Source organism: Thermanaerosceptrum fracticalcis, assembly GCF_000746025.2.
In the GTDB taxonomy this organism is placed as follows: domain Bacteria; phylum Bacillota; class Peptococcia; order DRI-13; family DRI-13; genus Thermanaerosceptrum; species Thermanaerosceptrum fracticalcis.
Map to the genome: position 1 here is coordinate 2,145,261 of NZ_CP045798.1, position 25,529 is coordinate 2,170,789.

The window sequence follows — 25,529 nt, forward strand, 5'->3', positions numbered from 1 at the left end:
TCGTAGATTTTTATCAACATTACATTCCACCGGAGCTCATTCCACCAGATCCCGTTCCGCCGGAAGTCGTACCACCAGAGCCCATTTCACCGGAACCCATGCCCCCGGAACTCATGGAGTGGGAACCCATGTCTCCCATACCTCCATAATAAAAGGGACCAGCGGGGAAAGTGGGTGAAGCACAGCTTATACACTGCATATTCGCTTTATCGATACACCAGTTGACACCGTTATTCCATTTGAGGAGTGGACAGGTAAACACGGTACTTGGCCCTTTGCAGCCAATTCCTTTATAACAGCCAAATTTGCCGTATTGGTCTACCATGGTGGTATGTCGGCGGGGGCAATTATTATGAACATAAGTTGTGTAATATTCCACAGGCCGGCCATACCGGTCCAACCTGGGCATGCCCTTGGTCAATAAAGTTACAATGGTGCCCACCATCACATTAGGATGGACCGGACAGGATGGTAAATTGATTATGGTATTTTTCGTTTTGCCTTTTAAAACTTGAGCCACTGTCTTGATGCCTGTATAAGTTGAAGGTTTGACTACGCCGCCGAAAGCTGCACAGGTCCCGACCGCAATCACATATTTGGCTTTGGATCCCAGTTCGTTTACGGCATCCAGCATCGTCCAATCTTTACCCCCTTTATCGGCAATAACACAGTATTTTCCGTTAACACCAGTAGGGATACCCCCTTCAATACAGAGAATAAACTCACCCGCATATTTATCCGAGGTGTCAATGATAGAGGTAACCGCCAGGTCGCCGGCGGCCGCGGCAAGGTTGGGATGATACTTCACACTGACTTTATTAAGCAGCACATCATCAATAGTGGGGTTGGCCGCATTCAACAATGATATAGAACACCCGGTACACATGGCACCCTGCAGCCAAATCACCGGGGGGCTTGTACTAGCAGCTAAGGCCTGCTCTACTTTTACCAGATCTAAAGAAGTCAATCCTAATGCCGCTGCAGAAGCGGTAATCCATTTCAGAAAATCCCGTCGATTAATTTGCATTTATACAATCCTCCTATTATCTGAAATATCTATCTGACATACCATAAACTCCTGTGAAAATGGCTTCCACCTCCCATCGACACTTTAATTGTAAATGAGCAAATTTACGAAACATTGTCGTGGAATTGACTTTTTCGTGACATTTACATTAGATAAAGAAGGAGCTATTGACAAAGGTATTACCTTTCAGCTCATACCCCCTTTTTCATTTTGGTTTTGTATATAAAAAAAAGGGTCTTCCTAAAGGAAAACCTTCTTCCACAAAGTTATGAAGGGATTCTGTTTTTACCTCATGTTCATCGGTTGTTTGGGGGTCATGGGCGAACCTTCAAAAGTATTTGGTGTTGGTGATTGATTATTATCAGGCATACTCATGTGATTAGAAGTGGGGGTCCGCCAGCCAGATCCAGACTGCATACGGGAACCCTTATTTGCTGAGCTATCCTCCTGTCCCTGGAGACTATTCTTAGTGACCGTTCTATGCATACCAAACAGTTCTTCCGGTGATGTTCCCACCTCATTTAACACATTGCGCATTTGCCCGTGTTTTATTTTTTCTGTTGTTAATTCATAACCTTTAGCCTTACCCTGTTCATAAACATAATACTGACTGGCAGTGAGTCGCAATTCATTAGCCCTCTCTATAAACTCTCTGTCATGCTTGCTTACAACCATCATCATACCGCTATACTGCTCCTCATTAAGAGCCTTCATAATGGCCTCTTTAATTTTAGATTCTTCTAAGGGATTCTTTCCCTGATTTTTCAGTTCAGCTAAATTTACCAACAATATACCATCTTTGTCTTCCAGCATTCCCATTCTTTTAACCTCAGAGGTCAATGCAGAAACGGCTTCATACACATCTTTACCCTTCAGTTGGATATTTGTTAAATCGTTAATGGAATCGGCATATTTGACTTTAATCACCTTATTGTTTTGATCAGTCCAGAATTCTACACCACCCGTATTTAGTTCCATACTTAAGTAAGCCTGGGCCTGTTGTACAGGGTATACCGTACCCATAAATACAAGAAGCAGGACTGCCGCAGCGACAGCAGCTATCCGCCACATTCCGCTAGCTGCCGGTCGATTATACTCTACATTTTCAATATTTAATACTTGTCCTACCTGATGGGAACTTTTTTTTGGTATTTTCATAAAGTGCCCATCCTCAGTATAGGCCACTGTACAGCGGCCTTCTACAGACATGATCATTGCCTTGCTAGATTTCATGATAACCACTCCCTTTTTTTCAAGGAATATTAGTGAATTGCTTTAAAGGAGTTAACCGGGAGTCAGTAAAAATTACTGCCAGGGCAATTACGTATTTTCTCCCCTTCTCCAGTACCTTTCTACTTAAACCGGTAGACTCACACAAGTCTTTCAGGGGGAGCTGTCCGTTTTTTTTCCAGAAATCTAGCATATCCCTGTCATTAACAAGAGCGAGTGCAGCCTGGAGAAGGGATTCCCTGGTGTCCCTGTGCTTTGGGGAATATTCAGGTAGTTCATTTAGATCTATCCCGTACACTGCTAATCTGCTCCGGTAATAATCTATCAAATGGACCAGACTCTCCTGGGAGTTACTTTCCTGGTAACTTAAAAAGGCCTGGGCCTCTGCGGCCCTTTCCAGTTCATTGGTTTCCTCAAGAGGTGTCGTAAGTACCTCACGTTGAAACTTAGCCTGCCCTCGAAAATAATCAATGAGACGGCGCTTGATCACCATCTGGGCATAGGTGGTAAACTTTACTTTTCCGTTAGTGTCAAATCCGTCGATGGCCTCATTTAAGGCAAGTAAACCAATGCTCAACTCTTCGTCATTCTCCCAGTTAAGATACCTTTTACAGGTCATTGAACAGATCTGAGCCACAAAGTTGCGATGATTGCGGATTAGCTGTTCCCGGGCGTACTCATCACCTCTTTGGGCTCGCTGAATATGCTGTTTTAGACCTAGTAAGAACAAAATTCATCAACCCCTTAATTACTTCGTAAAAAAGTAAACTGTTTGGGTAGGTGGTCATACGAAACTTCATACAATATATCTTGGGTATCTTGGGCGAGGTCGTATATGCATGAGTTTAACAAAGACTTTTGTCATGTTTGTCATTTTTGTGTATTTAAAAGGGGTCAGGATAATCCTGATCCCCTTAACCTTTAAAATAAGCGGCTTAACCTTAATAACATAACTGTTGCTTCAGCTCTACTGGCATTTTTTTGCGGATAAAACAAGAGTTGCCCTTCTAAGGGAATACCTTTCGTTATATTAGCACGCATAATCTTTTGAACGCTCTCCTTAGCCCAGCCTGCAATGCGTCCTTTGTCTGCAAACATCTCCAGGTCTAATGTTACGTGCCCGATTTTTTGCATATCCAACTTTGCATAGGTCATGGCATTTGCAATCATGACCGCCATTTGTTCCCGTGTAATAAATTCATTGGGCCTAAACTCTTCCGCACTATAACCACTGACGATTCCTGCCTGATAGGCCTTGGCAAGGCTCTCAAAATACCACTGGTCTGGCAACACATCTTTAAAAGTAATTGAGGCTTTATCCTCAAGTTTTAGTATTCTTACCAAGATTGCTGTAAATTCTGCCCTTGTGATATTTACTTCCGGTCTAAAGGCATGGTCCTCATATCCACTAACCAACCCCTTGCCCGCCATTTCCAAAATATCATTTTGAGCCCAATGACCTTGAGTATCTGTAAAATCTCGTACGGGGCTTTCATTGGAAGTATCTTCGCTTTCACCGCCGGAATTATCCACCCCTCCCGCTCTACTCAAGATGGCATATTTACTAAAGTGGTTAGTGGTAAAAGTCAATGTTCTTTCCTCAACATTATGGCTGGCTTGCAGAGGCTGCACTTTAGACTCCTGTTCGTTAAGGTAAAAGGCATCCAGGGTTAAGTGTGATGTGTCCTGCCAGTATTTTTCCGGCACAGGCATTGTTACCTTAATAGCTTCACTATATTGGCTAAATTCTTCCTCTATCCCGTTATCAGAGACAATTATCTTAAATTCATAAATCTTATCAGCCAGTTTAAAGGAGGTACCTTCCACAAGTTTGTTAATATCCCCTGTACTCACTGCCTGGGCACTAAAACTCACCGTTGAGTTCCGGGGTACGTCCAGAATCTGGGGATTAAAAATGAACTTAACCCCGTTTAAGGATAATGCTACGGGTTTATTTGCTTCAATTAATCGCGCTAGTTGCGCTTCGGTAAGCTCAACCTTATCAGCACCAGTACTTGCCGTCAGGCTAATTTGTTCGTCAGCCTGGCTGATAGCTTGCTGTATCTGGTCATTGGAAAAGGTGCCCTGAGGTGCGGTAGTATCGTTGTTATCTGAGGAATCGTTACCTGTGTCATTAGAGGAATCGTCATCCGAGTCATCCGTTGGGACCATCTCTATAGGGTCCAAAGTAACATCCTCTTCACCTACTAGAATCTCTTCTGAGAGATATTCCTCATAACCAGGGGCCGACACTTTTAAAATATAATTTCCTGGGACGACCTTAATGGTAAAATTTATTTCCTGGCTTTCTGCGGTCAGGTTTAGAGGCATAGGATCCATGCTCATGTCTTTACCAGGCTGCACAAGAGAGATACTGACATTTACACCCGGTTCCAGTCCTGTTATCACACCGGTTATTTGTTTAATATGCAGATCAGCAGTGACATCGCTATCCTCAACCTTTATGGGCATCATGGCCGCCGCGACACTGTTAATATTGACACAAAAAACGTAATCACCTGCAGGTACATCTATAAAACTGAATTCTACCACACCTTCTTCCAGGGTTACTTCCTGGAAAATATCCTCTCCGCGCATTAACATTAATTGTACCTGCTCGCTGTCCGCTATCCCGTAGATTTTTCCACTGACAATAAAGCCCAGTCCTTCCTCATTTTCCGTCACTGTTTCTTGGGAATCACCATTTGCGGGCGTAAGGCTAACCTGCCCCTCATTACTACCAGTGTCGCCAATATCCGTCTCACTACCGGTGCCGTTGTCCCCGGTTGGAACGGGATCATTGGGACTTTCACCACTTTCATTGTTTGAATTGCTTACATCAGAAGTAACTTCATTCTCACTAGGGGCGCTACTATCACTTTTACTGTTACTGTCATTAATGTCGGCAGGTACCTCTTCAGGGGCAGCATAGACTTCCTCCGTTACTGTGGTACTATGATCCGTATGGGTTTCATCAGCTAAAGCAGTATTCATACCACCAAAAGAGATCATATTTAACAGCATGAAAAATACTAAAGCCACAGAACTTAACTTCACGATAAACCTTGATTTAGCTAATTTCACCGTCTTAACCTCACTTAATTTAATTTTCAAAGAACACAAGTACTTAAACTTTCTAATCAATTTACATATATTTTAAAACCCTCTCCTTTCCTAGAGCATTAATTATTGACATAGCTATACTAACAGATAACTTTAACAAGCCTCTCGCAACAGTCTAACGTTTTTGTGACAAAATTTACATGAACCTTACCCCCCTATACCGTGTCTTCCTCCTCGAAAAAGTTAGTGAAGGCGCTGGAAGGTTCACTCCAGCCGTCATACCACAAATCACTAAAAACATAAGGAGGAGTATCAAGTGAACAAAAACCGTATTTTCCTTACCGTAACCACTGTAGCCTTAGGTCTCTCTTTAGTAGGCATTGCCAATGCCAGCACCATGAAGGCTGCCTTCGTGGGTCAACCCCCCGAAACTGTCCAGCAACGGGTGTATATGAACCAGAACCGGCCCCAAGACATGTTTACGCCAAAAAATGTAGATGCAGCCGCAGGTCTTTCCCAAGACACTACGTCTGCCGATTCATCCGCCAGTTCCCAGACCACTCAACTGTCGGATACTAACAAGCCTTTTGTGATGGGACCAGAGATGATGCAAGAAGGCACCGCTTCTTACCAGCAAATGCTTGAAATCCACAAAAACAACCAGAAAGAAATGGCCGAATTCCACAAAAATATGCCTCAACATTCAATGGGACAGGGATTTGCCGGTATGCATAATGCCAGTGAAAAAGATGGTTCCAACAAATCCTTCCGTGGTCCTATGGGCAGAGGCATGATGGGTCGATAAAAAAAAGCGGCGTCTAAAGACCGTTAAAGTCTTTAGACGCCTTATCTATTGATAGAGGGATTTTATCATCAACGAGCCGTTTCCTGTCAAAGCCCGCATCATCTTGTGTTTCATTATATTTTCTTTTTTCTAAAGAAGGGAGCGTTCTTTTATCCACTGATTGGCCTTGTTTTAACCATTCTATCCAATAGATAATCACTCCGATAAGAAACATCAAAGGTATGGCCATAATTAAAATAAGCATGAAACTCTCGATAAACCCCCATATACCCACTCTATAACCGAGCATTGTTTTTACCTCCAAGGCTATTGATTATACCTCTTCAGTTTACCTTAAAGATTTCACAAAGCTGGTTATTTACTTTAAACTTTTCGTGATATTATCACTTATCACAAGGAATGATAATGGTAAATACGGTACCTTCACCAGGTTTGCTCTGCACTTCAATACATCCGCCATGGGCTTCAACTATTCTCTTAACAATGGCCAGGCCTAAACCGGTCCCCCCAGTAACCCGTGTGCGGGATTTGTCTACTTTATAAAATCGCTCCCAAATCATCGGTAAATCATCCTTAGGGATTCCTTCACCCGTATCCCGCACTTCAATGAGAACATTGTTTGCCTTCGTAGAAATAGTGACTAATACCTGCCCGCCTCCGGGAGTGTGACGTAGAGCATTATCAATGAGGTTGATTAGTACCTGTTTTATCCTGTCTTTGTTACAGAAAACCAGTGGTATTCGTTTATCTATCTTAAATGATAGATCAATACCTTTTTCTTCTACCAGGGTGCAAAATTTACTCTGTAAAGATTCAGCAATTACTCTTAAATCTACATATTCTTTCTCAAAGTCGTCATATCCCTCTTCCATTTTCTTAAGATCTAATACTTCGGTTACTAAACGTCTTAATCGTTGGACCTCTTCACTTATGTTGTTCAAATATTGTTTTTTTTCGTTTTCATCAACGGCAAGGTTATCCTGCAAAGCTTCCGTAAAAGCCTGAATAATGCTAAGTGGCGTTTTCATTTCGTGGGACAGATTGGTGACAAACTCCCGGCGTGTACGGTCAAGCCTCTCCAATTGAGCCAGTTTCTCCTGGAGTTGGGCAGAAAGGGTATTCAAGGAGTTGGCCAGCAAGCTTATTTCGTCATTTGACTTTACTGTTACGCGACGGGAAAAATCCCCACTGGCCATAGCCAAAGCAGTTTTACTCATATCCAATAGGGGTTGGGAGATTCTCTTTGAGAAAAGCAGGCTTAAAATAGTGGCCAATACTATACCACCCACCCCTGTATAAACTGTGATGATTTTTAGGGTGGCCAGTTGTCCTGCCAATGGATTGAGGGGTGCATGGATGATTACTGCCCCAATCCTGCTTTCGGTATCATCCACAGGGACAGCTACGGAAAGAACATCTGTGTCAAAATAGTCATTCCTGCCTTTATGAATAACCATCTCGCCTTGGAATAGTTTTTCCATATCCTTTTCGGTCAAGGGACTATGATGGGGATTATTTGCATCCATTAACAAATCTTTGGCACTCTTTCCCCAACCCTCACAGGATTGCACAATGTTTTTTTTGTCAATGATCATGATATTACCATCGATTATATTGGAGATGGTATCCAATTTTGAATCGAGAAGCTCAGGATTGTCTGCTATTTGGGTAAGATTAATAATCTTTTTCCCTATGGCCACAAGTTGCTGGGATTGTTGATGATAGTATATCTTTTCAATAAAACTTGTCTGAATAGCTCCTGAAATACCCATGACAAGTAAGGTCAGAACAGAGATTATAATCCAAAGTTTTGTTACTATGCTGTTGAATTTCATTTTACCCTCCAAAACCTCTGTCTTAAATCAAAGAGAAAAATTGGCGGACATCCGCCAATTTTTAGAGATTATTTACCATGTCTTCAAGCTCATTTAATCTTTGCCGTTGCGCGGCCACCTTTTGTTCAGCGATTTTAGTTTCCAGTTTGGTTTCCAATTCCTTTAGCTGCTCAAGGGTCTTATGAATCTCTTGGATTTTGACTTCGATATCAGCAGCTTGTTCCGCAAAGTCCTGTCGTTTTTCCAGGTGGGCCCTGGCTGCTCTTTCATCTGTGCTGATCATTTCTTTGGCCAGCAATTCTTCCTGCTCCATCTTTTTTCTTAGTTCAGCTTGCGCATTCCGCAAATTCTGCAAGATGAGTAAAGTTTCTTCCCGCGCCTTGTGCAATTCCATTTTTTTGTTCTCAAAGAGAACGGACTTATCCTCCCTGGAAACCTTCGAGTCCCTTGATGAGCTTACTCTTTCTTTTAGGGATTGACGTAACTCCCATAAATCATCCAGGGTAAACCTGCCCTTCTTTAATTGTTCCAGGTACTCATCGTACATGCCAGAAGTAATCATGCCACTGGCATACATTTTTTGCAGTTCCTTTTTTATTAAACGATAATCTGAGGACCTGTCCTCAAACTCTTCATTCCGTCTATATCGTCCAGGTTCAGGGAAAAACATACCTCCGCCACAACCAAAAAGAGGGAATCCTCCCCAACCTCTACCACCGCATCCCATCCTCTTAAACCTCCTAACTTTTATTAGCCATTTGAGCTTTTAACCTCTTAAGATCCTCTTCCACAGCAGCGTCCTTACTTAATTTGGCTAAACGCTGTTCAACATCGTTTTCCTGAAGGGGCAAGATTTCTTCCACAACCCCCTCTTCCAGAAGGTGATCAATAGCCTGTACCCTGGCTTCTGTATGTTTGATTTTAGCTTCCGCCCTTTCTACGATCTCTGCCACGTTTTGAGATTCCTTACCCAGAGAAGTTAAAATTTCTTTTACCTTTAATTGGGCTTGGGAAGCATCATATACAGCTTTAAGCTCTTCTTTTTTTGCACGGAACAGTTCAATCTTATGCCGCATTTCCTTTTGGTTTTTCGTGATAATAGTCAATTTTTCTTCTAGTGCCGTAATTTGTTTAGTGAGAACTTGTGTCCTTTCTTCTTCCTGATGTTTTTTATTCAACGCTTCCCGGGCTAATTCTTCCTGCCCCATTGTTAACGCTTTCTGGGCTAATTCCTCATAATTCTTAGCATTAGCCAGGTTAGAATCCCGCTGTATTTCCAGTTTCCGTTTGGCAGTGGCAACTTCCACGGTATGTCTGGTCATATCCTTTAAACTTTGTTCCATCTGGCTAATACTGTAATCAAGCATTTCCTTCGGGTTCTCCACCGCATCTAAGCCTTTCTCCATTTTGGCTCCTAAAATTGCCTTAATTCTGGTTAACAATCCCACACAACTCACCCCTTAAAATTTGTACTAAATTTATCTTACCTGAAAGTTTTGAATTAACTTTGAAGCAATTGTGTATATTTAATGAACTTTTTAACAAAGGACAAAAACCTCTAAACACAGTAGAGTCAGAAAAGAAAAAAACGCAGGCATCAAGGGCCTGCGGCATTAGCTGAGAAGAACTTGTTTTCTTTCATTGTACTCTTCCAGAGAAATTTCCCCCGCGGCATAACGTATCTTCAACTGCTCAAGAGCAACATTGCCAGGGGTGTTTTTTTCTGTTTTTTTATTGTGGAACAACTGGATTAAACCATAACCTGCCAGGAAAATACCTGCGATGATAACACCCCACCACAGCAACATGAAAAACCACATACCAAAACTCATCATTCCATAACCCATCATGTTTATCATCCTCCAATAAAAGCGTTAAATTCTTTTTGACCTGTTAAGGCTATTATACAAAGGCTTTGTGTTAGACCTTTGACTAAATTGTGTAGAAACTATGAACTTTATAGTGAAAATTTATTTTGCATCATATTGCATCCTGTATTTTGCTTTACTCATATGGAAATTTTTTAGTTATCTTGATATACAATTAAAAGAGAAAACCTTTAGTATCATTAACAACTAAGGGTTTCTTTTTTATCCCCCAGTACTGATAAGCTTTCAATATATAAGGTTAAGCCACATTTTCACCGCGGAAGTGCTTATGAGCAGGGCCAGTAATACTTTAAGAATTTTTACGGGAACGATTTTGCTCACTTTTCCTCCCAGGTAAGCCCCGGGAAGAGCTCCTATGATGATGGCAAATGCTAAATCCCAGGGAATTTGACCTGTCAAGGCCTTACCAATAAAACCTGAGAGAGCTGAAAAAAAGACTATACCTAGTGAACTGCCGATAGTTATTCTCAGGGGTATCTTCAAAAGATACAGCATAATGGGAACTAAGAGAAAGGCGCCTCCGGCTCCTATCAGTCCCGACAGCACCCCGATGATTGCGGCACAGGTTACTGAAAGTGGTCTATTAATCATTACTTCCTGGTTTTCACCAGCTTCTTTCCTGGGAATAAACATTACCACTGCAGCTAATAAGGCTAAAGCAGCAAACACAAATTGTAAAACTTCCTCAGATACATATTTGGCTCCCAACCCACCTGCAAAAGAGCCGATAGCTATACTTGTCCCCATCCAGACTACCAAGGACCTGTTAAAAAGGTTATGAGACTTATGTACCCAGGCCGCTGTCCCTGCAGCCACCAGTACCTGGACAATGGTTACCCCTGCGACAGCTTGCAGGCTTAATTTTTCCAGCCCCAGTATAGGCGGCACGTAGTAAAGCAAAGGTATCATGATCACCGCACCGCCTATACCGGCCAGCCCTGCGATAAAGGCTCCTGCCATGCCCAGCATGGACACTACGAGAACCAGATTACTTGTCATAATCGTTACTTCTCCCAAACCTTAAGCTGCCAGCCTGGTCCTTTCAACTTCTCCGCCGATATCAATATAACCCTCAATCCCGTCTCTTAACGTCCAGGTCTGGTATCCCAGCAGGTTTAATAAGGAACTGGTTTGGGCGGCAGTAAATCCGGTATTACAGATGAGGATTATCTTTTGGTCTTTCGGTATTCTCTCCAAATTAGCGCCAATTTCCCTAAAGGGAATGTTAATGGACCCGGCTATTCTGAAAGCATTAAATTTTTCCCGTTCCCTGATGTCCAAAAGTATGTAACCTTTCAGTTGCCCCTTAATATTCATTTCTTCAAACTTGACTAAATCAATACCGTACTTATCCTGGGGAATTCCTTGAAAATACTCCTTAACTAAATTCATCATCTCGATCCTCTCCTTTGTTTTAGTGTTTTAAGTTGTTCTCATTATAAAAACTAAATTTGTCCATTCTAGGAAGCAGGAAAGGATAATTATTTAACAATTTATGACCATAGTACAAGAAAATTATGTCTAAAGTATGATGACGTTTTCCTGGTAAAAAAATTTCTAAATATGTATTAGTTATCTTAGTAATGCACACACTAACCTACGGAGGTGATAATTAAAATGACAGCTCCCAAAATGCAGGTAAAATGCGGTGTAGACAACTGCCATTTCTGGAAAAATCAATACTGTACCGCTGAAGCCTTAGAAGTTAATACCCAAGGTGACGGCAGAGCACAAACCAGTGACGGAACCTGCTGCACCACTTTTAAACCAAGGTAAAGATAAGAATGGCTACATCAATAGATAGACCGCTGGTACCATATCCAGCGGTCTATCTATTGATTAGTTTTTTTGCTAACCTAATTCATAAAGCAATCTCCCAAAATTATATTTCTTCCCGATCTTACCACCCACATAGACTCCAATATTCTATTAGTTCTATAATACTTGTTCTATGATATTATATAAATAAACGGAAATACAAGAATAACGAAATAATTCCATGCTGGAGTTGAACTCAATGTTTGATCTGGAAACTTGTGTAGCCTTTATCACCAATACAACTTCAAAAAAATTGGCTAATGCCTTTAATGAAAGACTCATACCCCTGGGCATTACCAGGGTGCAATGGACTGCCTTGTACTTTCTTGGCCTCCAGGAGGGAATCAGCCAAAGGGAATTGGCGGAAAAAATGAATATCAAAGATTCAACCGTGGCCAGGCTCATAGACAGAATGGAAAAAGAAGGTTATGTCACCCGCCTCAAAGACCCCTCCGATAAAAGAGTGACCAACCTTATACTCACCGAAAAGGGCAGAAAATTAAGAGAAGAATTCCTACCTGAAGGCCAAAAGATGAGTGAAATATTTTCGCAAAACATTACGAAAGAAGAATTCGAGACTTTCAAAAGGGTATTAACAAAAATGGTTGATAACATCAGCTAGTATATAAACCTCAATTAAGACCCTTAATTGAGGTTTTTTTGCCACAAGATCGTGAAAGTTATTACAATAACTATTGAACTCTGCCATATATTTGCTATACTAATAATTAGTATAGCAAATATATTTTATGGAGGAGGTCCATCTTATGGCCAAATCAAGAGAAATTTTAAATCAATTTTTAGGAGGTCTTCAGGAAGTAGGGAAAACCAACCCAGAACAAGTCAACGCTTTTATGAACCTGTTAGGCGCAGCATACAAACCAGGCGCCCTTGATGTTAAAACAAAGGAATTAATCAGTGTAGCTATCGGGGCATACAACAGATGCGAATACTGCATCGTTTTCCATGTTTATAAAGCCCTGGAGGCAGGGGCTACCCGTGAAGAAATTATGGAAGCGGCTATGGTAGCCGTTGCCTTTGGTGGAGGTCCCACCATGGCCTACACAGTCTCATTGTTAAAAGAATCCCTAGATGAATTTGCACCTGATTTTAATAAGTAAGAATATAAGCTCAAAAGGCAGCCGCAATGCTGCCTTTATTGCACTTTTTTTACCGAAAGGAGTAGCAATGTGTTACTAGAAATAAAATTAGAGAATTTGCCTAATCACGCCAAGGAAGCGAAGGTAACAGAAGTTTGCAAAAAAGCCGGCGATAAAGTTAATGGGAACGATATCCTGTTTACTGTGGAAGCAAACAAATCCGCCATGGAAATCTATGCAGACGCCGTTGGGATTATGGAAAAGATAACCGTACAAGTTGGAGACTTGGTAAAAGTCGGCCAGGTTGTCGCCATCATTGATGGCGAGAAAGTGCAGGCCCACAATACAACAAACCAATTCGACTATTTCGCGAACCTCTTAAAACCCATGAAACAGGAAATTAAGACGGACGTTGCCATTATTGGCGGTGGACCGGGGGGTTATGTAGCCGCTGTTAAAGCAGCACAGCTAGGGGCTAACGTTGTTTTAATAGAAAAAGACTCTCTTGGGGGAACCTGTCTAAACAGGGGATGTATTCCTACGAAGGCTCTCGTTCGTTCAGCGGAAATATACTCCCACCTGAAAAATGCAGAACATTATGGCTGCTTAGCTTCCCATGTCTCCCTCGATATGAAAAAGGTTTTAAACAGAAAGAACACAGTTGTTAATCAACTAGTCCAGGGGATTAAATATCTTTTAGATAAACATAAGGTAAAAGTTATTCAAGGAGTGGGGGAACTCCTTGACACTGAAACTGTTTTTATAAGGAACAAGACCCACGAGACATATGTCAAAGCAAAAAATATCATTATCGCCACAGGATCTAAAAAGGCAGTCCCCCCTATACCGGACCTAGACCTGGAAAATATCATCGACAGTGACCAGGCCTTACAATTAGATAAGCTCCCGGATAAACTCGTGATTATTGGCGGCGGAGTTATTGGTATGGAGTTTGCTTTTATTTACGCAAACTTCGGTGTCAAAGTTTCTGTCATCGAGTATTTCGATGAAATCTTAGCCAGTTGTGACTCCGATATTTGTGAAGAAATAGGTCAAATCGCTGCTGCCAAAGGAATTAGCGTGTATAAGGGAGCCAGACTCAAAAAAATTATCAAGAGTGAAGACGGGCAGTGTATTGTTTCATTTATCAAGGATAAAGAATACTACCTTACAGCCGATAAGGTACTTGTGGCGGTAGGAAGACAACCAGAACTCGATGGTTTAGGTATAGAAAAATTAGGGATTGAACTGAATGAGCACGGAAAAGGCATTAAGGTAAACAGCAAGATGCAAACCAATATTTCAAACATCTATGCTATCGGCGATGTAACAAACAAAGTACTCCTGGCCCATGTGGCCTCTCACCAGGGAATTGTGGCAGTAAAGAATATCATGGGGCAACCTTGTGAGATGGACTATGAGGTCATACCAAGTGCCATTTTCACAGACCCCGAAATAGCTGTAGTAGGAATGACCGAAAAGATGGCTCAAAAGACAGGTGTTTCCCTTGAGGTTGGTAAGTTTCCCTTTGCCGCCAGCGGCAAGGCACTAACTCTGGGAGAATACAGAGGTTTTGTGAAAGTCATCAAAGACAAGGCAACAGGCAAACTTATAGGCGGTGCCATCATCGGCCCTCATGCCACAGACCTGATTGCCGAACTTGCTCTGGCTATTAAGAACCAGTTGACACCGGAACAGGTTATTGAAGTAATCCATGCCCACCCCACTACCGCAGAAACTATACATGAAACAGTACTGTCTTTGGAAGGTAGCGCCATTCATTTTTAACACCCTCTATATAACCCCCTGACATCACGTAGCCGGTAGAAGTTAAAAATTTTACCGCAAAGGCACTAACTAGGCTTAAGCAATTTAAAGGATATTATTTAAAATATGTCGAATTTTCTTTCCTAGGTAAATTTGCCCAACTGCCTGTGCAACGTATGTTACTTTTTTAGGGGGTTAAAAATGATTGAGCATAATGAACCTGGACTGATAGCCAACTTAGGAATAAAAGAACTGTTAGATGCCCTTCCTTTTTATGTTTTATTAGTAGACGAGAAACATCATATACTCCTGGCTAATAAAGCAGTGACATCTCAGTTTGGACTTGAGCTTGCTGATATCGTTGGAGGTTACTGCCCCAGAATTATACACGGTTCCGATGAACCTATCCCCCATTGTCCATTGGAGGATGCTGTTAAGACCGGCCATGCAGTTGAACGGGAATATTTTGAGCCAAAATATAATAAGTGGTTTGCTTCGGCCATTTACCCGTCCGGCTGTAAGACGGCTGATGGCGGAACCATATATATTCACATGACTCATGACATTACTTTGCGTAAACAGGCCGAAGAAAAACTTAAATTAAACATAGATAAAATGCAAAGGATAATAAACGCCGGTATCCAGGCCTTAACCACCATAGTTGAAAAAAGAGATCCCTATACGGCAGGACACCAGTTTCATGTTAGTAAGCTAGCTCATAGTATTGCTGTGGAAATGGGCTTGCCCCGGGAGCAAGCTGAAGGAATCCGGGTAAGCGGACTAGTCCATGATATAGGTAAAATCGCCGTCCCCATAGAAATCTTGAGTAAACCGGGAAAAATAAGTGAGCATGAATTAAATATCATCAGGACCCACCCTCAGGTAGGGTACAACATTTTGAAAGAAATCGAGTTCCCCTGGCCCGTAGCCCAAATTGTGCTGGAACATCATGAAAGACTGGATGGCAGCGGCTATCCCCAAGGATTAGCTGGGGACAGTATTATACTTGAAGCCAGAATTATCAGTGTAGCCGATGTGGTCGAAGCCATGTCCTCCCACCGTCCTTACCGGCCTGCTCCTGGAATCGACAAAGCATTGGAGGAGATTTCCCTTAATAAAGGAAAATTATATGATCCCCTGGTAGTAGATACTTGTATTAGACTATTTACGGAGAAAGATTTTAATTTCGAGTGACTTTATTCCTTTTTAGACCTTAAGGCACATCCCCTGTGTCTAAAGGTCTTTTGTTTTTTTACTTTTCCTAGTACAATCGAACTAATTTTTGCTTATTCTTTGTCCAGAGTTACTAAAAGAACATCTTCTTTCCGACTTAAATTAGTCTTGCTGGAGGATTGCACAAAAAGAAGTAATGCTTTATCATTCTAATTAATTGAGAATATTTATCATATATTCGAGGAGGGATTTTTAAGGTATTATATTGCCAATACATTATCAGCTTTAGAATAACTAATATCTACGGAGGTTTTTCATGAAAAACAAAACATTATTATTAATATCGCTACTGATATTCATTATCACATCTTTTGCCGCCGGCTGCGGTAAAACGCAAACCCCACCGGTAGCCCAACCCGAAGTAAAAGAGCTTATTGTTTATTCCGGAAGAAAAGAAGCCTTAATTAAGCCAATAATTGAGCAATTCGAAAAACAAACAGGTATTAAAGTAGTATTAAGAACAGGCGGGGCCTCGGAACTGGCTAATGCCATCCTGGAAGAAAAAAATAATCCCAAAGGTGATGTGTTTATTGCCAATGATGGCGGCACACTGGAAAAGCTTAAAATGGGACAGGTTTTATTACCTTATATGCCTGCAGACTTTGAGAAAGTCCCTGCCGACTTCAAGTCTCCCGACGGCAGCTGGATAGGGCTTTCTGTCCGGGCCCGGGTTATTATGTATAACACCAATCTGCTTTCTGAAAAGGATGTACCCAAATCTGTACTGGAATTAACGGATAAAAAATGGCAGGGCCAGGTAGCCATTGCCAGCAGCGCCAATGAATCCTTAATCGGTCATGTCACCGTTTTGCGCAAAACAATGGGCGATGCCGCTACGGAAAAGTTCCTGAAAGGATTAATGGATAATAAGGTGCAGGTCTTAAAAGGTCATACGGAAGTACGCAAGGCTGTGGGAGCCGGAGAGTTTAAGTTAGGCCTGGTTAACCACTACTATTACCACCTTCAGAAAAAGGAAGGCTCACCTGTAGCAGCGATTTACCCGGATCAGGGTCAAGACCAGATGGGTACTGCCACCAATATAGCAGGGGCAGCTATTATCAAAGGCGCCAAAAATATTGACAATGCCAAGAAATTCATGGATTTTCTCCTCAAACCGGAAGTGCAAAAATTATTCGCAGAACTTAATTATGAAATACCCGTGGTAGAGGGAGTACCAGTTTTCGAAGCCAAGTCCTTAAAAGAGTTTAAACGAGCTGCGGTAAATATTGAAGTATTGGGTCAAGAGCTTAACAGTACCATGAACATGTTAGAAAAAATCGGTATGCCGTAAAGCGAAGGGGACAAGAAGATGGTCATAAAAATTAAAAGGGCACTAAGTGCCCTTTTAACCTATTGGAACCATGGGTGGCATAAACCGCCTTCCATAACTTTTGCTTTCCTCGGTTTTGCCATCAGTTTGATGATGGCGCTTCCCCTCTGCTATATAATTTTACGAGCACTGGGAAGTGATCAGGCCGTCTGGATTCGGCTTTTCAGCACCAGGATACCCCAATTATTATGGAATACCCTAAGTCTAACTCTTGTTGTAACTATCCTTACCTTGTTCATAGGGGTTGCCTTAGCCTTCTTAGTGGAAAGAACAAACCTGCCAGGCAGTAAAGTCTGGCGCTGGCTTTTAGTTTTACCGCTGGTTATACCCCCTTACATTGGGACATTCTCGTATATCACTTTATTTGGCAGCACGGGTATCTTGAAAAACCAGTATATCAATGTTTATAGCTTTCCCGGTGTAGCCTTCATCATGACTTTGTATACTTTCCCCTATGTTTTTTTACTGGTTAGTGCCGCCTTGCAGCGTATTAATCCCCACTATGAAGAGGCCGCCCGCTTGTCAGGCTTAAAACCGTCCCAAATATTCCTGAGAGTAATTCTCCCCTTGCTGCGACCCAGTATGGGAGCCGGTAGTATTCTGGTAGCCCTCTATGTCTTGTCTGATTTCGGGGCCGTAGGCATGTTAAGATATTTTACCTTTACCAGTGCTATTTACACCCAGCTAATCGGCAGGTATGACCGGTCCGGGGCGGCAGTCCTCAGCCTGGTACTGATCTTTTTAACTTTTCTTCTCTTATTCCTGGAATGGTATACCAAAAGAAATAAAGCCTATTACCAGGCTAAAGGTATCCTGAAAAAACAGGAACCTATCAATTTGTGCTACTGGCAAATACCCGCCCTCATCTTGGCAGGCAGTGTTTTCCTATTTTCTGTTGCCATTCCCCTGGGGACGTTAATCTACTGGCTAATCTTGGGACTTTTCAAACAAATTGCCTTCAGTGAATTCTGGAAATATACCTTTAACAGCTTCCTGGTTTCTTCACTGGCAGCTACAGTTTCGCTGGTATTAGCCAGCATCATCGGCACTCTGCATAAAAGAAACGCCGGCTTCCTGGGGGCATTTATGGCCAGGCTTTCCTTTGCGGGTTATGCTTTACCGGGTGTAATCATTGCCATTGGTCTTCTCTTTTTCGCCAATTCTTATTTACCCTGGATCTACGGCACTTTTTTGATGCTGGTTGTTGCCTACATTATAAGGTTTATGCCCCAGGGTTTACAGAGTTTTACATCCTCCCTGACCTTAATCAGCCCCAGCCTGGAGGAAGCTGCCCGGTCCCTGGGAGAAAGCCCATGGGGCGTCTTACGGAGAGTAACCTACCCGTTAGCGCTTCCCGGGCTCAGGGCAGGCTGGACGCTGATGTTTATTAGTTCTCTTAAAGAACTGCCTGTGACCCTGCTTTTAAGGCCCGCAGGTTTTGATACCCTCTCTGTGCGCATCTGGCTTGAAGCCAGCGAAGGTTTTTATCTAGCCGCCGCGCCTGCGGCACTTCTCTTGATCTTAATTTCTATTATTCCCATCAGGCTCATTGTGGGGAGAGACGGAGGATACAAACATGAAGGTGTCTCTTAACAACGTTACGAAGACCTACGATCTCAAGGGTTCCCCTGCTGTCAACAACATCAGCTTTACTGTAGAGCATGGGGAAATCCTTTCATTGTTAGGTCCCAGCGGCTGTGGAAAAACCACGACGCTCAGGCTCTTAGCAGGTTTTGAAGCTCTGGACAGCGGGTTCATCTATTTTGATGAGAAGCTTATTGCCAGCGCAAATTTGACCCTTCCTCCTGAAGAGCGCAATATCGGCATGGTCTTTCAAGATTACGCCTTATTCCCTCACCTCAATGTCTTTGAAAACATCACCTTTGGTATCAGAGATAAAAAAATAAAGCAGCAAGAATGTGAAAGATTATTACGCCTGATCAATCTTACGGGTTTAGAAAAGCGCTATCCCCATGAATTATCAGGGGGTCAGCAGCAGCGGATTGCCCTGGCCCGGGCTCTCTCCACTAAGCCAAGTTTGATACTGATGGATGAACCCTTTAGCAACCTGGATACTTCTCTCAAAAAACAGATGCGAGATGAAATTAAAAGAATTGTTAAAGATTCCGGCGTATCGGCTGTGATGGTAACCCATGACCCTGAAGACGCTCTGGTCATGGCCGATAAAATCATCATTATGAAAAATGGAGTAATTGAACAACAGGGCCTTCCCCATGAGTTGTACAAAAGACCCGCCACAGAATTTGTGGCGCGTTTTTTGGGAGAAGCGAATATATTGGATATCAGCAGCTTTAAGGAAACTGCTACTGGCAAGGTGGTTCTCCGGCCAGAGGATATATGCTTATCAAAAGAAGGGATTTATGAAGGTGTGGTAGAGAAAAGTCAATACCTGGGTAACCGGGTGGAAGTGGCACTTTTGTATCAAAACCAGACCATACTGGCGAAAGTACCAAATACCCTCGTTGTCGAAAATGGTCAAAGGATTAGTTTTTCCATTAACTGGGATAGCGTATATTTTTTGAACTAATCTAATCCTGTCTAATCTTCGAACTTATGCCCTTTGGCGGTGCAACCACATTGCCTTGGGCTCCGGTAGCAAGAATATCAATAACGTACCCGCTAACATCACCAGGCCACCGGTCATAATGGCCTGTGCCAGCGAACCCGTCATGTCCCGCAAATATCCAGACACCACCGGTGCAAGAATAGCGGATTTTTTTAACCCTGCTCTATCTCCTACAGATATTTATTATTTTTTATTATATTTTTACAAATCTGCTAAAACAACAGACACTGAAAAAAGACCTAGCTTATGTTGGTTTTTGCTAGGTCTTTTCTTCTACTAAAATTTCAATTCAAGGCCAGAAGAGGGGCCTTTCGGTATTCTAAAAAAATATTAAGTTTTTGCAAAGGCAAAGAGGACAAGAAATCGGCTATCCCCAACCTCTGGCGCATCCCCCGGGAATACTCGGCCTCTTTTCTGTAACCTGCCTCCCGGAGTCCAACTCTTTCTAAAGCCGCTTGTATCCTTTTTTCCGACTCCTTTATGGATATCCCGTATACCAAAAGTTCTCCACAGCCGTCAACAGTGTGGTTTTTAATCTCCATGGGGAAAACAATACTTCCCCCGGCCGCAGCACTGATTCCCGGGTATCTGGTGTAAATTTTCAACCCAGACCCGGCCTTCGCAAATTGCATTGGCAAAAAATAAATAGAGTACTGACCACATACACCAACATTTTTTTCCGGGAGATCTTATTTTATTAGCACTGTTCTCCTGACTCACTCACGAGCCAAGATTTGGACAAGAATCAGTTAAGGAATCGGAGAAGTATTTGCAGGAGACATTACGTTTCATGTAGAAATGAAATCTCTAATATGACCTCATCTATAGTTATTTATAAAGGCAGGTTTTATTATGGAAAAAATAGGATGGCTGGGGCTTCCCGTAAAGACCTGGCTGGTCATCGGGGTGCCTTTTATTCTCTCCGCCCTGGCCCCTTATACGATTGCCATGTATTTGATTAAAAGGGGACGGGTAGATGAGCATGAATAAGTCTCTGATTTATCTGGTTTTTTTTACCCTTTACACAATTCTTATGCTTTCAGTGGGTAAATACGGTATTAATAAAACCAAATCAAGCCGGGACTTTTATGTAGCAGGTAATTCTTTAGGGCTGTCTTTGAGTATTTTTACTTTTGCCGCCACCTGGCTAAGCGCAGCTTCTATGCAGGGTTTGACAGGTTCTATTTATACTTATGGCTACTCTGCTGCATTGTACGCTGTTATCGGCTGGTTTCTGGGGGCTTCCCTCCTGGTAATCCTGGCAGTAAGGTTAAAGGATTACGATATTGTGACAATTCCCGAGTTTTTCCGCATCCGGTATGGGAGTCGTCTTTTTCAAGCCATGGGTGGAGCCATTATTATAGTCAGTTATATATTCTATATCATGCTTCAAATCAGGGGCTTTGGTATTGTCTTGACCCAGCTTTTGGACATACCCTATACTCTCTCCATTTTCCTGGTTTATCTTTTTATTCTCTATACCACATTTGGCGGACTGTATTCGGTGGCCCGCACCGACGCAGTTAATTTTATCTTAATTGTCATGGGTACTCTGGTGGCACTTTCTCTGGTTATGGGTAATCTGGGCGATATAACGGAGATCCATCGCCAGGCCATGCTCATCGACACTAAGCCATTTCAGGGCTTTGCCACTCAAACACCACGGGGCTCCTTGTTAGATCCTTTTGCCTTTGGTTTACACCCTCCCCTCTTGATTGTAACTGTATTTTTTGGCTGGGGTTTGGGACTTGCGGCTAACCCCCAGTATGCCATCAGAATTATCTCGGCCCAAAGCAAAGAGGTGGCTTTGAAGATGATAGGACTTTCTGTGCTTGTTCTGGCCTTTATCTACATTTGTCTCATCCTGATCGGTATAGGTTCCCGTGTTCTTATTCCCAGCCTTACAGGAGTGTCTTCAGTTGACGAAATCTTTCCCTATATTATTAATAATATCCTTTATTCCAGGTGGAGCGGTTTTGTACTCATCAGTCTAATTGCCACCGCTATCTCCACGGCAAATTCCCAGCTGCTTCTAGTTGCCAGCGGGTTCAGTCATGATATCTACAAAAACTATCTTAACCCCCAGGCAGAAGAAGACAATCTCTTGTTCGTAAACAGGGTTTTTATTTGTATTGGAGGCACCCTGGCTTTGCTTCTTTCTATCACCCCTCCTTTGAGCCTTTTGACCTTCGGCGGCCATGTCTGGGGGATCTTTTCTTCAACCTTTTTGGTTCCTTTATATGGTGGTGTCTTTTGGCATAAGGCTACTAAGGAAGGGGCCATAGCCTCCTTTTGTGGTGGACTGGCAGGCTTGACCCTCTTCTATCTGGTATCCCTATATTTAAGGGGCAAAGCAGGGTTTCTCGATCATATCACCGTCCACCCCGCTGTTTTTGGCGTTTTCGTCTCCTTTGTCCTTTTTTACGTGGTCAGCGTCATAACATATCAAAAAGAGGGGAAGAAAATTGAGAATTGATATTGAGAATAAAATCCTAATCCCCTTTTTGCTGCTGATAATCATACCCACCTTAATGGTAGGAGGGGTATTTTACTGGAATAGCAACAAGCTTTTAATAGAGAGTCAGAAGAATAACATGGCCAATGATTTGACCCATGTCGTTCATTATCTCGATAACTTTGCCCTGGAGGTAGAAGAAGGTAATCTCTCCCAGGAGCAGGCACAAAACCAGGCCCTTAAATACCTGACTAAAAGCCGTAAAGAGACTATTATGGTTTATGACCAGAAAAAAGGCCTCCTATTGACAGGTGCAGAACCGCAAGACAGGTCTAATTGGACTGCCCAGACCAGTGTTTGGTTTGAAAACAATGAATCCAAAATTAATGCGTACATTCACTATCCTAAGTGGGACTGGGTTATTGGTATTTCTTATGACACCAAGGGCTTTGCTTATGAACTGCTGGAGATGCAGAAGTATACTCTACTCATTGCGCTGATTGGTATCATTGTGGCCGTGGAATTAAGTATTCTCCTGGCTCACAATATATCACGGCCTATCAAGAATCTGGCCGAAGTATGCGACCAAATTGCGCAAGGTAATTTAGAAAATAAAATGTCCTTAGAAAGAACTGACGAAATCGGCGTTTTGTCAAGGGCCCTCCATAATATGCTAGAAAGACTCAAGGAAAACAGCAAGAAATTGGAAGCCATGAAAAAATCTAATGAGGACATCCTTCGCTGTATTGACATTGGCATCATCGCCGTCAATAAGGAAGGGGGTATTATCGGGATCAATCAGGCCGCTAACAACCTCATGGATAACAACTATGTAGTGGATGAGAACGACCAGTATGTGGGTGAGCTATCCACCCTCCTCATGGAAAACCTCCATCGTACCGTAACTACAGAACAGCCCGTACACAATATTGAGTGGAAAATAAAAGACGGGCAATCTACCCGGTATCTTGTAGTGACAACAGGCCTTTTACGCAGCGAAGATGGTGGTTCTAACGGAGCTATCTGCAGTTTCAGCGACATAACCCAACGGAAAAAGGTGGAGGAAAGGATAGAAAGGATCAACAGGCTTGTCTCTCTAGGGGAATTAGCTGCAGGAATGGCCCATGAAATCAGAAATCCCCTGGCAGGGATGAAGACCAGTTCCCAGGTATTGCTAAACAGGCTTAAGGACCAAACCTCCAATAAAAATTTGATTGAGGGTGTTCTGTTCGAAATTGACAGACTCAATATGCTGATAGCCGACCTTTTGAATTTTGCCCATCCCCGACCGGCCGACCGTACTTACGTAAATGTCGTAGAAATTATAAAAAAAGCCCTGGAACTTACGGAAAATGAGTTGGAAAAGCATAATATCAAACTTGAAGTGAGCGTGGAAACCAAGGACACCATGGCCTACATTGACAGAAACCAGATGGAACAGGTTTTTTTAAATATTATTATTAATGCGGTTAAGGCGATGAAAGCGGGAGGCAAGCTCTCCATCAAGGTATATAAGAAAGAAGACAGCATGTTCCGTAAACTGAAAGTAGCTTTCTCCGATACAGGTGTAGGCATTGAACATGAGAATATTAGCAGAATTTTTGACCCGTTCTTTACGACCGATCCTGGCGGTACTGGCCTGGGCTTATCGGTTGTTCACAAACTTGTGACGGCAAACGAGGGTGATATCGAGGTTACCAGCAAAGTGAACCAGGGCACTACTTTTATTATTGGCTTGCCCTGGGAGGAGGTACATCCCCTTGAAGAAGAGAATTCTCATCATTGATGATGAAGTTATTTTAGCCAGCTCCCTGCGGGAGGGTCTAAAAGATTTGGGGTATGAAGTTGAAACAGCATTCAGTGGAGAAGAAGGACTGGATAGGGTCGTAATCTTTCAACCCCATTTAGTCTTTTTAGACCTGCGCCTCCCCGCAACGGGAGGAATCCAGGTCTTAAAAGAAATAAAGAACATCGATAAGAACATCGAAGTGGTCATGATGACAGCTTATGCTGATACTAAAACGGCTGTAAGCGCCATAAAACTGGGCGCCTATGATTACTTGAACAAACCCTTTGAATTAGACCAGATTGCCATCATGGCAAACAAAGTCTTAGAGAATATCAGTCTTAGGAACCAGACCTTTCTCCTTAATGAGGATAAAAAAAGAAATATAACTCCCATTATTGGTGAGCACCCCTCTATGCTGGAGGTACTGAGACAGGTTAAAATCCTGGCAAGACATACCGACACCACAGTCCTGATCCGGGGAGAGACTGGTACAGGTAAGGGTCGATTAGCCCTTGACCTCCATTATCTTAGTGCTAGAAGAGACAGGCCTTTTGTAGAGATTAACTGTGGGGCCATACCAGAAAATTTACTGGAAAGTGAGCTGTTCGGTTTTGAAAAAAATGCCTTTACCGGGGCTCAACAGGCTAAAAAGGGGTTATTGGAACTAGCCGATGGTGGAACAGTCTTTTTGGATGAAATTGGGGAGCTTTCCTCGGATATGCAGGTCAAGCTGCTAAAATTCCTCGATGAGAAAAGGTTTAAACGTATCGGCGGCCTCCGGGAAATAGAAGTGGATGTCAGGGTCATCACCGCCACCAATTCCGATTTAGAAACGGCCATCAAGCAAAGGACCTTTAGGGAAGATCTCTACTATCGTTTGAATGTTGTCCCCATCTATCTCCCCCCTTTAAGGGAAAGGGGAAATGATATCATTACTTTGGCCCAGTTTTTCTTTCGGGATTTCAGCAAAAAAATGGGCAAAGATATTTTAGACCTTTCGGAAGAAGTAAAAGAAGTATTCCTACGTTATCGCTGGCCGGGAAATATTCGGGAGCTTAGGAATGTGGCTGAACGCATAACTATCCTTTATAACATTGAAAGGGTGGAAATCCAGCATCTCCCTCTGGAAATTAGAGAAGGCTTTCCGAAAGCCGAGGAGTCAGTGCCCCTGGGGGAAGTACATTTAGAGCCCGGCTTGTCTTTAGAAACTCTGCTGGAGGAAATAGAACGAAAGTATATTGCCAAAGCCCTGGAAAAAGCAGGCAATAATATTACCAGAGCTGCGGAAATGCTGGGTATGAGCAGGTATGCTCTGCAAAGGCGACTTGAAAAATACAACATGCACAACGGGTGATATCGCACACATGACGGGCGAAATCGCCCGTTTTTTTATGATTAATCCCATGCTTCTGATCAACCCCGTAGATATAATGCCTGAGTTTCTGGGCTTTTTAGGCTTGACCAGGGGTTATATATAACAGACGATGCTTGGGCACATATTTTGCAATATGAATTACCACAATAAAAATATCTTGGTAGTGAGGTGATATATGATTTGCTAATTAAGTAGGCAGTTTGTTTAAAGATTATTGGTAGTAAGG

26 protein-coding genes are annotated in these 25,529 nt (G+C 42.6%); 14 read left to right on the plus strand and 12 right to left on the minus strand.

Features of this window, described 5'->3' with window-relative positions; translation table 11 throughout:
• Nucleotides 1-19: 19 nt before the first annotated feature.
• The 4 genes from BR63_RS10995 to BR63_RS11010 all read right to left on the minus strand — a co-directional run bounded on the left by BR63_RS10995 (nt 20) and on the right by BR63_RS11010 (nt 5,341).
• Nucleotides 20-1,027 (minus strand): hydrogenase small subunit, encoded by a 1,008-nt coding sequence (locus BR63_RS10995; RefSeq protein WP_051965407.1) that lies wholly within the window; start codon nt 1,025-1,027, stop codon nt 20-22.
• A 285-nt stretch (nt 1,028-1,312) separates the two neighbouring features.
• Nucleotides 1,313-2,260, minus strand: a complete 948-nt coding sequence (locus tag BR63_RS11000; RefSeq protein ID WP_034420158.1) for an anti-sigma factor domain-containing protein — start codon at nt 2,258-2,260, stop codon at nt 1,313-1,315.
• Nucleotides 2,261-2,279: 19 nt separating this feature from the next.
• The gene (gene sigI / locus BR63_RS11005) at nt 2,280-2,987 is read right to left on the minus strand and encodes an RNA polymerase sigma-I factor (RefSeq protein WP_034420160.1); all 708 of its coding nucleotides are present in this window, start codon (nt 2,985-2,987) and stop codon (nt 2,280-2,282) included.
• Between the two features lie 191 nt (nt 2,988-3,178).
• Nucleotides 3,179-5,341 carry an S-layer homology domain-containing protein gene (locus tag BR63_RS11010; RefSeq protein ID WP_153801999.1) on the minus strand — a complete coding sequence of 721 codons (2,163 nt, stop codon included), beginning with the start codon at nt 5,339-5,341 and terminating at the stop codon, nt 3,179-3,181.
• 295 nt (nt 5,342-5,636) lie between these two features.
• On the opposite strand from BR63_RS11010, the gene BR63_RS11015 reads away from it, so the two are divergent.
• Nucleotides 5,637-6,125 (plus strand): hypothetical protein, encoded by a 489-nt coding sequence (locus BR63_RS11015; RefSeq protein ID WP_034420164.1) that lies wholly within the window; start codon nt 5,637-5,639, stop codon nt 6,123-6,125.
• A gap of 13 nt (nt 6,126-6,138) precedes the next feature.
• On the opposite strand, the gene BR63_RS11020 is transcribed toward BR63_RS11015, so the two are convergent.
• From BR63_RS11020 to BR63_RS11050, 7 genes are all read right to left on the minus strand, one after another.
• The gene (locus BR63_RS11020) at nt 6,139-6,414 is read right to left on the minus strand and encodes a hypothetical protein (protein WP_034420166.1); all 276 of its coding nucleotides are present in this window, start codon (nt 6,412-6,414) and stop codon (nt 6,139-6,141) included.
• Nucleotides 6,415-6,508: 94 nt separating this feature from the next.
• The gene (locus tag BR63_RS11025) at nt 6,509-7,960 is read right to left on the minus strand and encodes a sensor histidine kinase (protein ID WP_034420169.1); all 1,452 of its coding nucleotides are present in this window, start codon (nt 7,958-7,960) and stop codon (nt 6,509-6,511) included.
• A 61-nt stretch (nt 7,961-8,021) separates the two neighbouring features.
• Nucleotides 8,022-8,687 (minus strand): hypothetical protein, encoded by a 666-nt coding sequence (locus BR63_RS11030; RefSeq protein WP_034420171.1) that lies wholly within the window; start codon nt 8,685-8,687, stop codon nt 8,022-8,024.
• A gap of 13 nt (nt 8,688-8,700) precedes the next feature.
• A complete protein-coding gene (locus tag BR63_RS11035; RefSeq protein ID WP_034420173.1) occupies nt 8,701-9,408 on the minus strand; it encodes a PspA/IM30 family protein in 708 nt (235 codons plus the stop codon).
• A 165-nt stretch (nt 9,409-9,573) separates the two neighbouring features.
• Entirely contained in the window at nt 9,574-9,810 is a 237-nt protein-coding gene (locus BR63_RS11040) for an SHOCT domain-containing protein (protein ID WP_051965408.1), read from the minus strand.
• Nucleotides 9,811-10,074: 264 nt separating this feature from the next.
• Nucleotides 10,075-10,848: a sulfite exporter TauE/SafE family protein gene (locus BR63_RS11045; protein WP_034420177.1), complete on the minus strand. Its 774-nt coding sequence runs from the start codon at nt 10,846-10,848 to the stop codon at nt 10,075-10,077.
• Between the two features lie 21 nt (nt 10,849-10,869).
• Nucleotides 10,870-11,244, minus strand: a complete 375-nt coding sequence (locus BR63_RS11050; protein WP_051965409.1) for a rhodanese-like domain-containing protein — start codon at nt 11,242-11,244, stop codon at nt 10,870-10,872.
• 222 nt (nt 11,245-11,466) lie between these two features.
• Here BR63_RS11050 and BR63_RS11055 point away from each other — a divergent pair, with 222 nt between their 5' ends.
• The 8 genes from BR63_RS11055 (at nt 11,467) to BR63_RS11090 (ending at nt 19,645) form a co-directional block, all read left to right on the plus strand.
• A complete protein-coding gene (locus tag BR63_RS11055) occupies nt 11,467-11,625 on the plus strand; it encodes a DUF1540 domain-containing protein (RefSeq protein ID WP_081908009.1) in 159 nt (52 codons plus the stop codon).
• Nucleotides 11,626-11,866: 241 nt separating this feature from the next.
• Nucleotides 11,867-12,289, plus strand: a complete 423-nt coding sequence (locus BR63_RS11060) for a MarR family winged helix-turn-helix transcriptional regulator (protein ID WP_034420179.1) — start codon at nt 11,867-11,869, stop codon at nt 12,287-12,289.
• A 145-nt stretch (nt 12,290-12,434) separates the two neighbouring features.
• Nucleotides 12,435-12,788, plus strand: coding sequence for a carboxymuconolactone decarboxylase family protein (locus BR63_RS11065; RefSeq protein ID WP_034420181.1), 354 nt, complete (start codon nt 12,435-12,437; stop codon nt 12,786-12,788).
• 69 nt (nt 12,789-12,857) lie between these two features.
• A complete protein-coding gene (lpdA, locus tag BR63_RS11070; RefSeq protein ID WP_034420183.1) occupies nt 12,858-14,555 on the plus strand; it encodes a dihydrolipoyl dehydrogenase in 1,698 nt (565 codons plus the stop codon).
• A 180-nt stretch (nt 14,556-14,735) separates the two neighbouring features.
• Nucleotides 14,736-15,728, plus strand: coding sequence for an HD domain-containing phosphohydrolase (locus BR63_RS11075; RefSeq protein WP_051965410.1), 993 nt, complete (start codon nt 14,736-14,738; stop codon nt 15,726-15,728).
• A gap of 295 nt (nt 15,729-16,023) precedes the next feature.
• Nucleotides 16,024-17,058, plus strand: coding sequence for an extracellular solute-binding protein (locus BR63_RS11080; protein WP_051965411.1), 1,035 nt, complete (start codon nt 16,024-16,026; stop codon nt 17,056-17,058).
• A gap of 18 nt (nt 17,059-17,076) precedes the next feature.
• Nucleotides 17,077-18,690 (plus strand): ABC transporter permease, encoded by a 1,614-nt coding sequence (locus tag BR63_RS11085; protein ID WP_034420185.1) that lies wholly within the window; start codon nt 17,077-17,079, stop codon nt 18,688-18,690.
• Complete coding sequence (locus BR63_RS11090; RefSeq protein ID WP_034420186.1) at nt 18,674-19,645, plus strand: ABC transporter ATP-binding protein; 972 nt, start codon at nt 18,674-18,676, stop codon at nt 19,643-19,645. The genes BR63_RS11085 and BR63_RS11090 overlap by 17 nt, the downstream gene beginning before the upstream one ends.
• 323 nt (nt 19,646-19,968) lie before the next feature.
• On the opposite strand, the gene BR63_RS11095 is transcribed toward BR63_RS11090, so the two are convergent.
• On the minus strand, nt 19,969-20,289 hold the full coding sequence (locus tag BR63_RS11095; protein ID WP_153802000.1) for a hypothetical protein: 321 nt from the start codon (nt 20,287-20,289) through the stop codon (nt 19,969-19,971).
• 247 nt (nt 20,290-20,536) lie between these two features.
• Here BR63_RS11095 and BR63_RS11100 point away from each other — a divergent pair, with 247 nt between their 5' ends.
• The 5 genes from BR63_RS11100 to BR63_RS11120 are packed head-to-tail and all read left to right on the plus strand — an operon-like array spanning nt 20,537 to nt 25,406.
• Entirely contained in the window at nt 20,537-20,674 is a 138-nt protein-coding gene (locus BR63_RS11100) for a hypothetical protein (RefSeq protein ID WP_153802001.1), read from the plus strand.
• Nucleotides 20,661-22,160, plus strand: coding sequence for a sodium:solute symporter family protein (locus tag BR63_RS11105; RefSeq protein ID WP_051965412.1), 1,500 nt, complete (start codon nt 20,661-20,663; stop codon nt 22,158-22,160). The genes BR63_RS11100 and BR63_RS11105 overlap by 14 nt, the downstream gene beginning before the upstream one ends.
• A complete protein-coding gene (locus BR63_RS11110) occupies nt 22,150-23,925 on the plus strand; it encodes a sensor histidine kinase (protein ID WP_034420188.1) in 1,776 nt (591 codons plus the stop codon). The genes BR63_RS11105 and BR63_RS11110 overlap by 11 nt, the downstream gene beginning before the upstream one ends.
• Nucleotides 23,900-25,282 carry a sigma-54-dependent transcriptional regulator gene (locus BR63_RS11115; RefSeq protein ID WP_034420189.1) on the plus strand — a complete coding sequence of 461 codons (1,383 nt, stop codon included), beginning with the start codon at nt 23,900-23,902 and terminating at the stop codon, nt 25,280-25,282. The genes BR63_RS11110 and BR63_RS11115 overlap by 26 nt, the downstream gene beginning before the upstream one ends.
• Before the next feature lie 10 nt (nt 25,283-25,292).
• Nucleotides 25,293-25,406, plus strand: a complete 114-nt coding sequence (locus tag BR63_RS11120; RefSeq protein ID WP_161781849.1) for a DUF1232 domain-containing protein — start codon at nt 25,293-25,295, stop codon at nt 25,404-25,406.
• The last annotated feature ends 123 nt before the right edge of the window (nt 25,407-25,529 follow it).

Excerpts from the sequence above, each read along its gene's own strand:
- BR63_RS10995 (WP_051965407.1), bottom strand. The coding sequence starts at position 1,027 with ATGCAAATTAATCGACGGGATTTTCTGAAATGGATTACCGCTTCTGCA.
- BR63_RS11000 (WP_034420158.1), bottom strand. The coding sequence starts at position 2,260 with ATGAAATCTAGCAAGGCAATGATCATGTCTGTAGAAGGCCGCTGTACA.
- BR63_RS11020 (WP_034420166.1), bottom strand. The coding sequence starts at position 6,414 with ATGCTCGGTTATAGAGTGGGTATATGGGGGTTTATCGAGAGTTTCATG.
- BR63_RS11025 (WP_034420169.1), bottom strand. The coding sequence starts at position 7,960 with ATGAAATTCAACAGCATAGTAACAAAACTTTGGATTATAATCTCTGTT.
- BR63_RS11030 (WP_034420171.1), bottom strand. The coding sequence starts at position 8,687 with ATGGGATGCGGTGGTAGAGGTTGGGGAGGATTCCCTCTTTTTGGTTGT.
- BR63_RS11040 (WP_051965408.1), bottom strand. The coding sequence starts at position 9,810 with ATGATGGGTTATGGAATGATGAGTTTTGGTATGTGGTTTTTCATGTTG.
- BR63_RS11045 (WP_034420177.1), bottom strand. The coding sequence starts at position 10,848 with ATGACAAGTAATCTGGTTCTCGTAGTGTCCATGCTGGGCATGGCAGGA.
- BR63_RS11050 (WP_051965409.1), bottom strand. The coding sequence starts at position 11,244 with ATGATGAATTTAGTTAAGGAGTATTTTCAAGGAATTCCCCAGGATAAG.
- BR63_RS11055 (WP_081908009.1), top strand. The coding sequence starts at position 11,467 with ATGACAGCTCCCAAAATGCAGGTAAAATGCGGTGTAGACAACTGCCAT.
- BR63_RS11060 (WP_034420179.1), top strand. The coding sequence starts at position 11,867 with ATGTTTGATCTGGAAACTTGTGTAGCCTTTATCACCAATACAACTTCA.
- BR63_RS11065 (WP_034420181.1), top strand. The coding sequence starts at position 12,435 with ATGGCCAAATCAAGAGAAATTTTAAATCAATTTTTAGGAGGTCTTCAG.
- BR63_RS11075 (WP_051965410.1), top strand. The coding sequence starts at position 14,736 with ATGATTGAGCATAATGAACCTGGACTGATAGCCAACTTAGGAATAAAA.
- BR63_RS11080 (WP_051965411.1), top strand. The coding sequence starts at position 16,024 with ATGAAAAACAAAACATTATTATTAATATCGCTACTGATATTCATTATC.
- BR63_RS11085 (WP_034420185.1), top strand. The coding sequence starts at position 17,077 with ATGGTCATAAAAATTAAAAGGGCACTAAGTGCCCTTTTAACCTATTGG.
- BR63_RS11090 (WP_034420186.1), top strand. The coding sequence starts at position 18,674 with ATGAAGGTGTCTCTTAACAACGTTACGAAGACCTACGATCTCAAGGGT.
- BR63_RS11100 (WP_153802001.1), top strand. The coding sequence starts at position 20,537 with ATGGAAAAAATAGGATGGCTGGGGCTTCCCGTAAAGACCTGGCTGGTC.
- BR63_RS11105 (WP_051965412.1), top strand. The coding sequence starts at position 20,661 with ATGAGCATGAATAAGTCTCTGATTTATCTGGTTTTTTTTACCCTTTAC.
- BR63_RS11120 (WP_161781849.1), top strand. The coding sequence starts at position 25,293 with ATGACGGGCGAAATCGCCCGTTTTTTTATGATTAATCCCATGCTTCTG.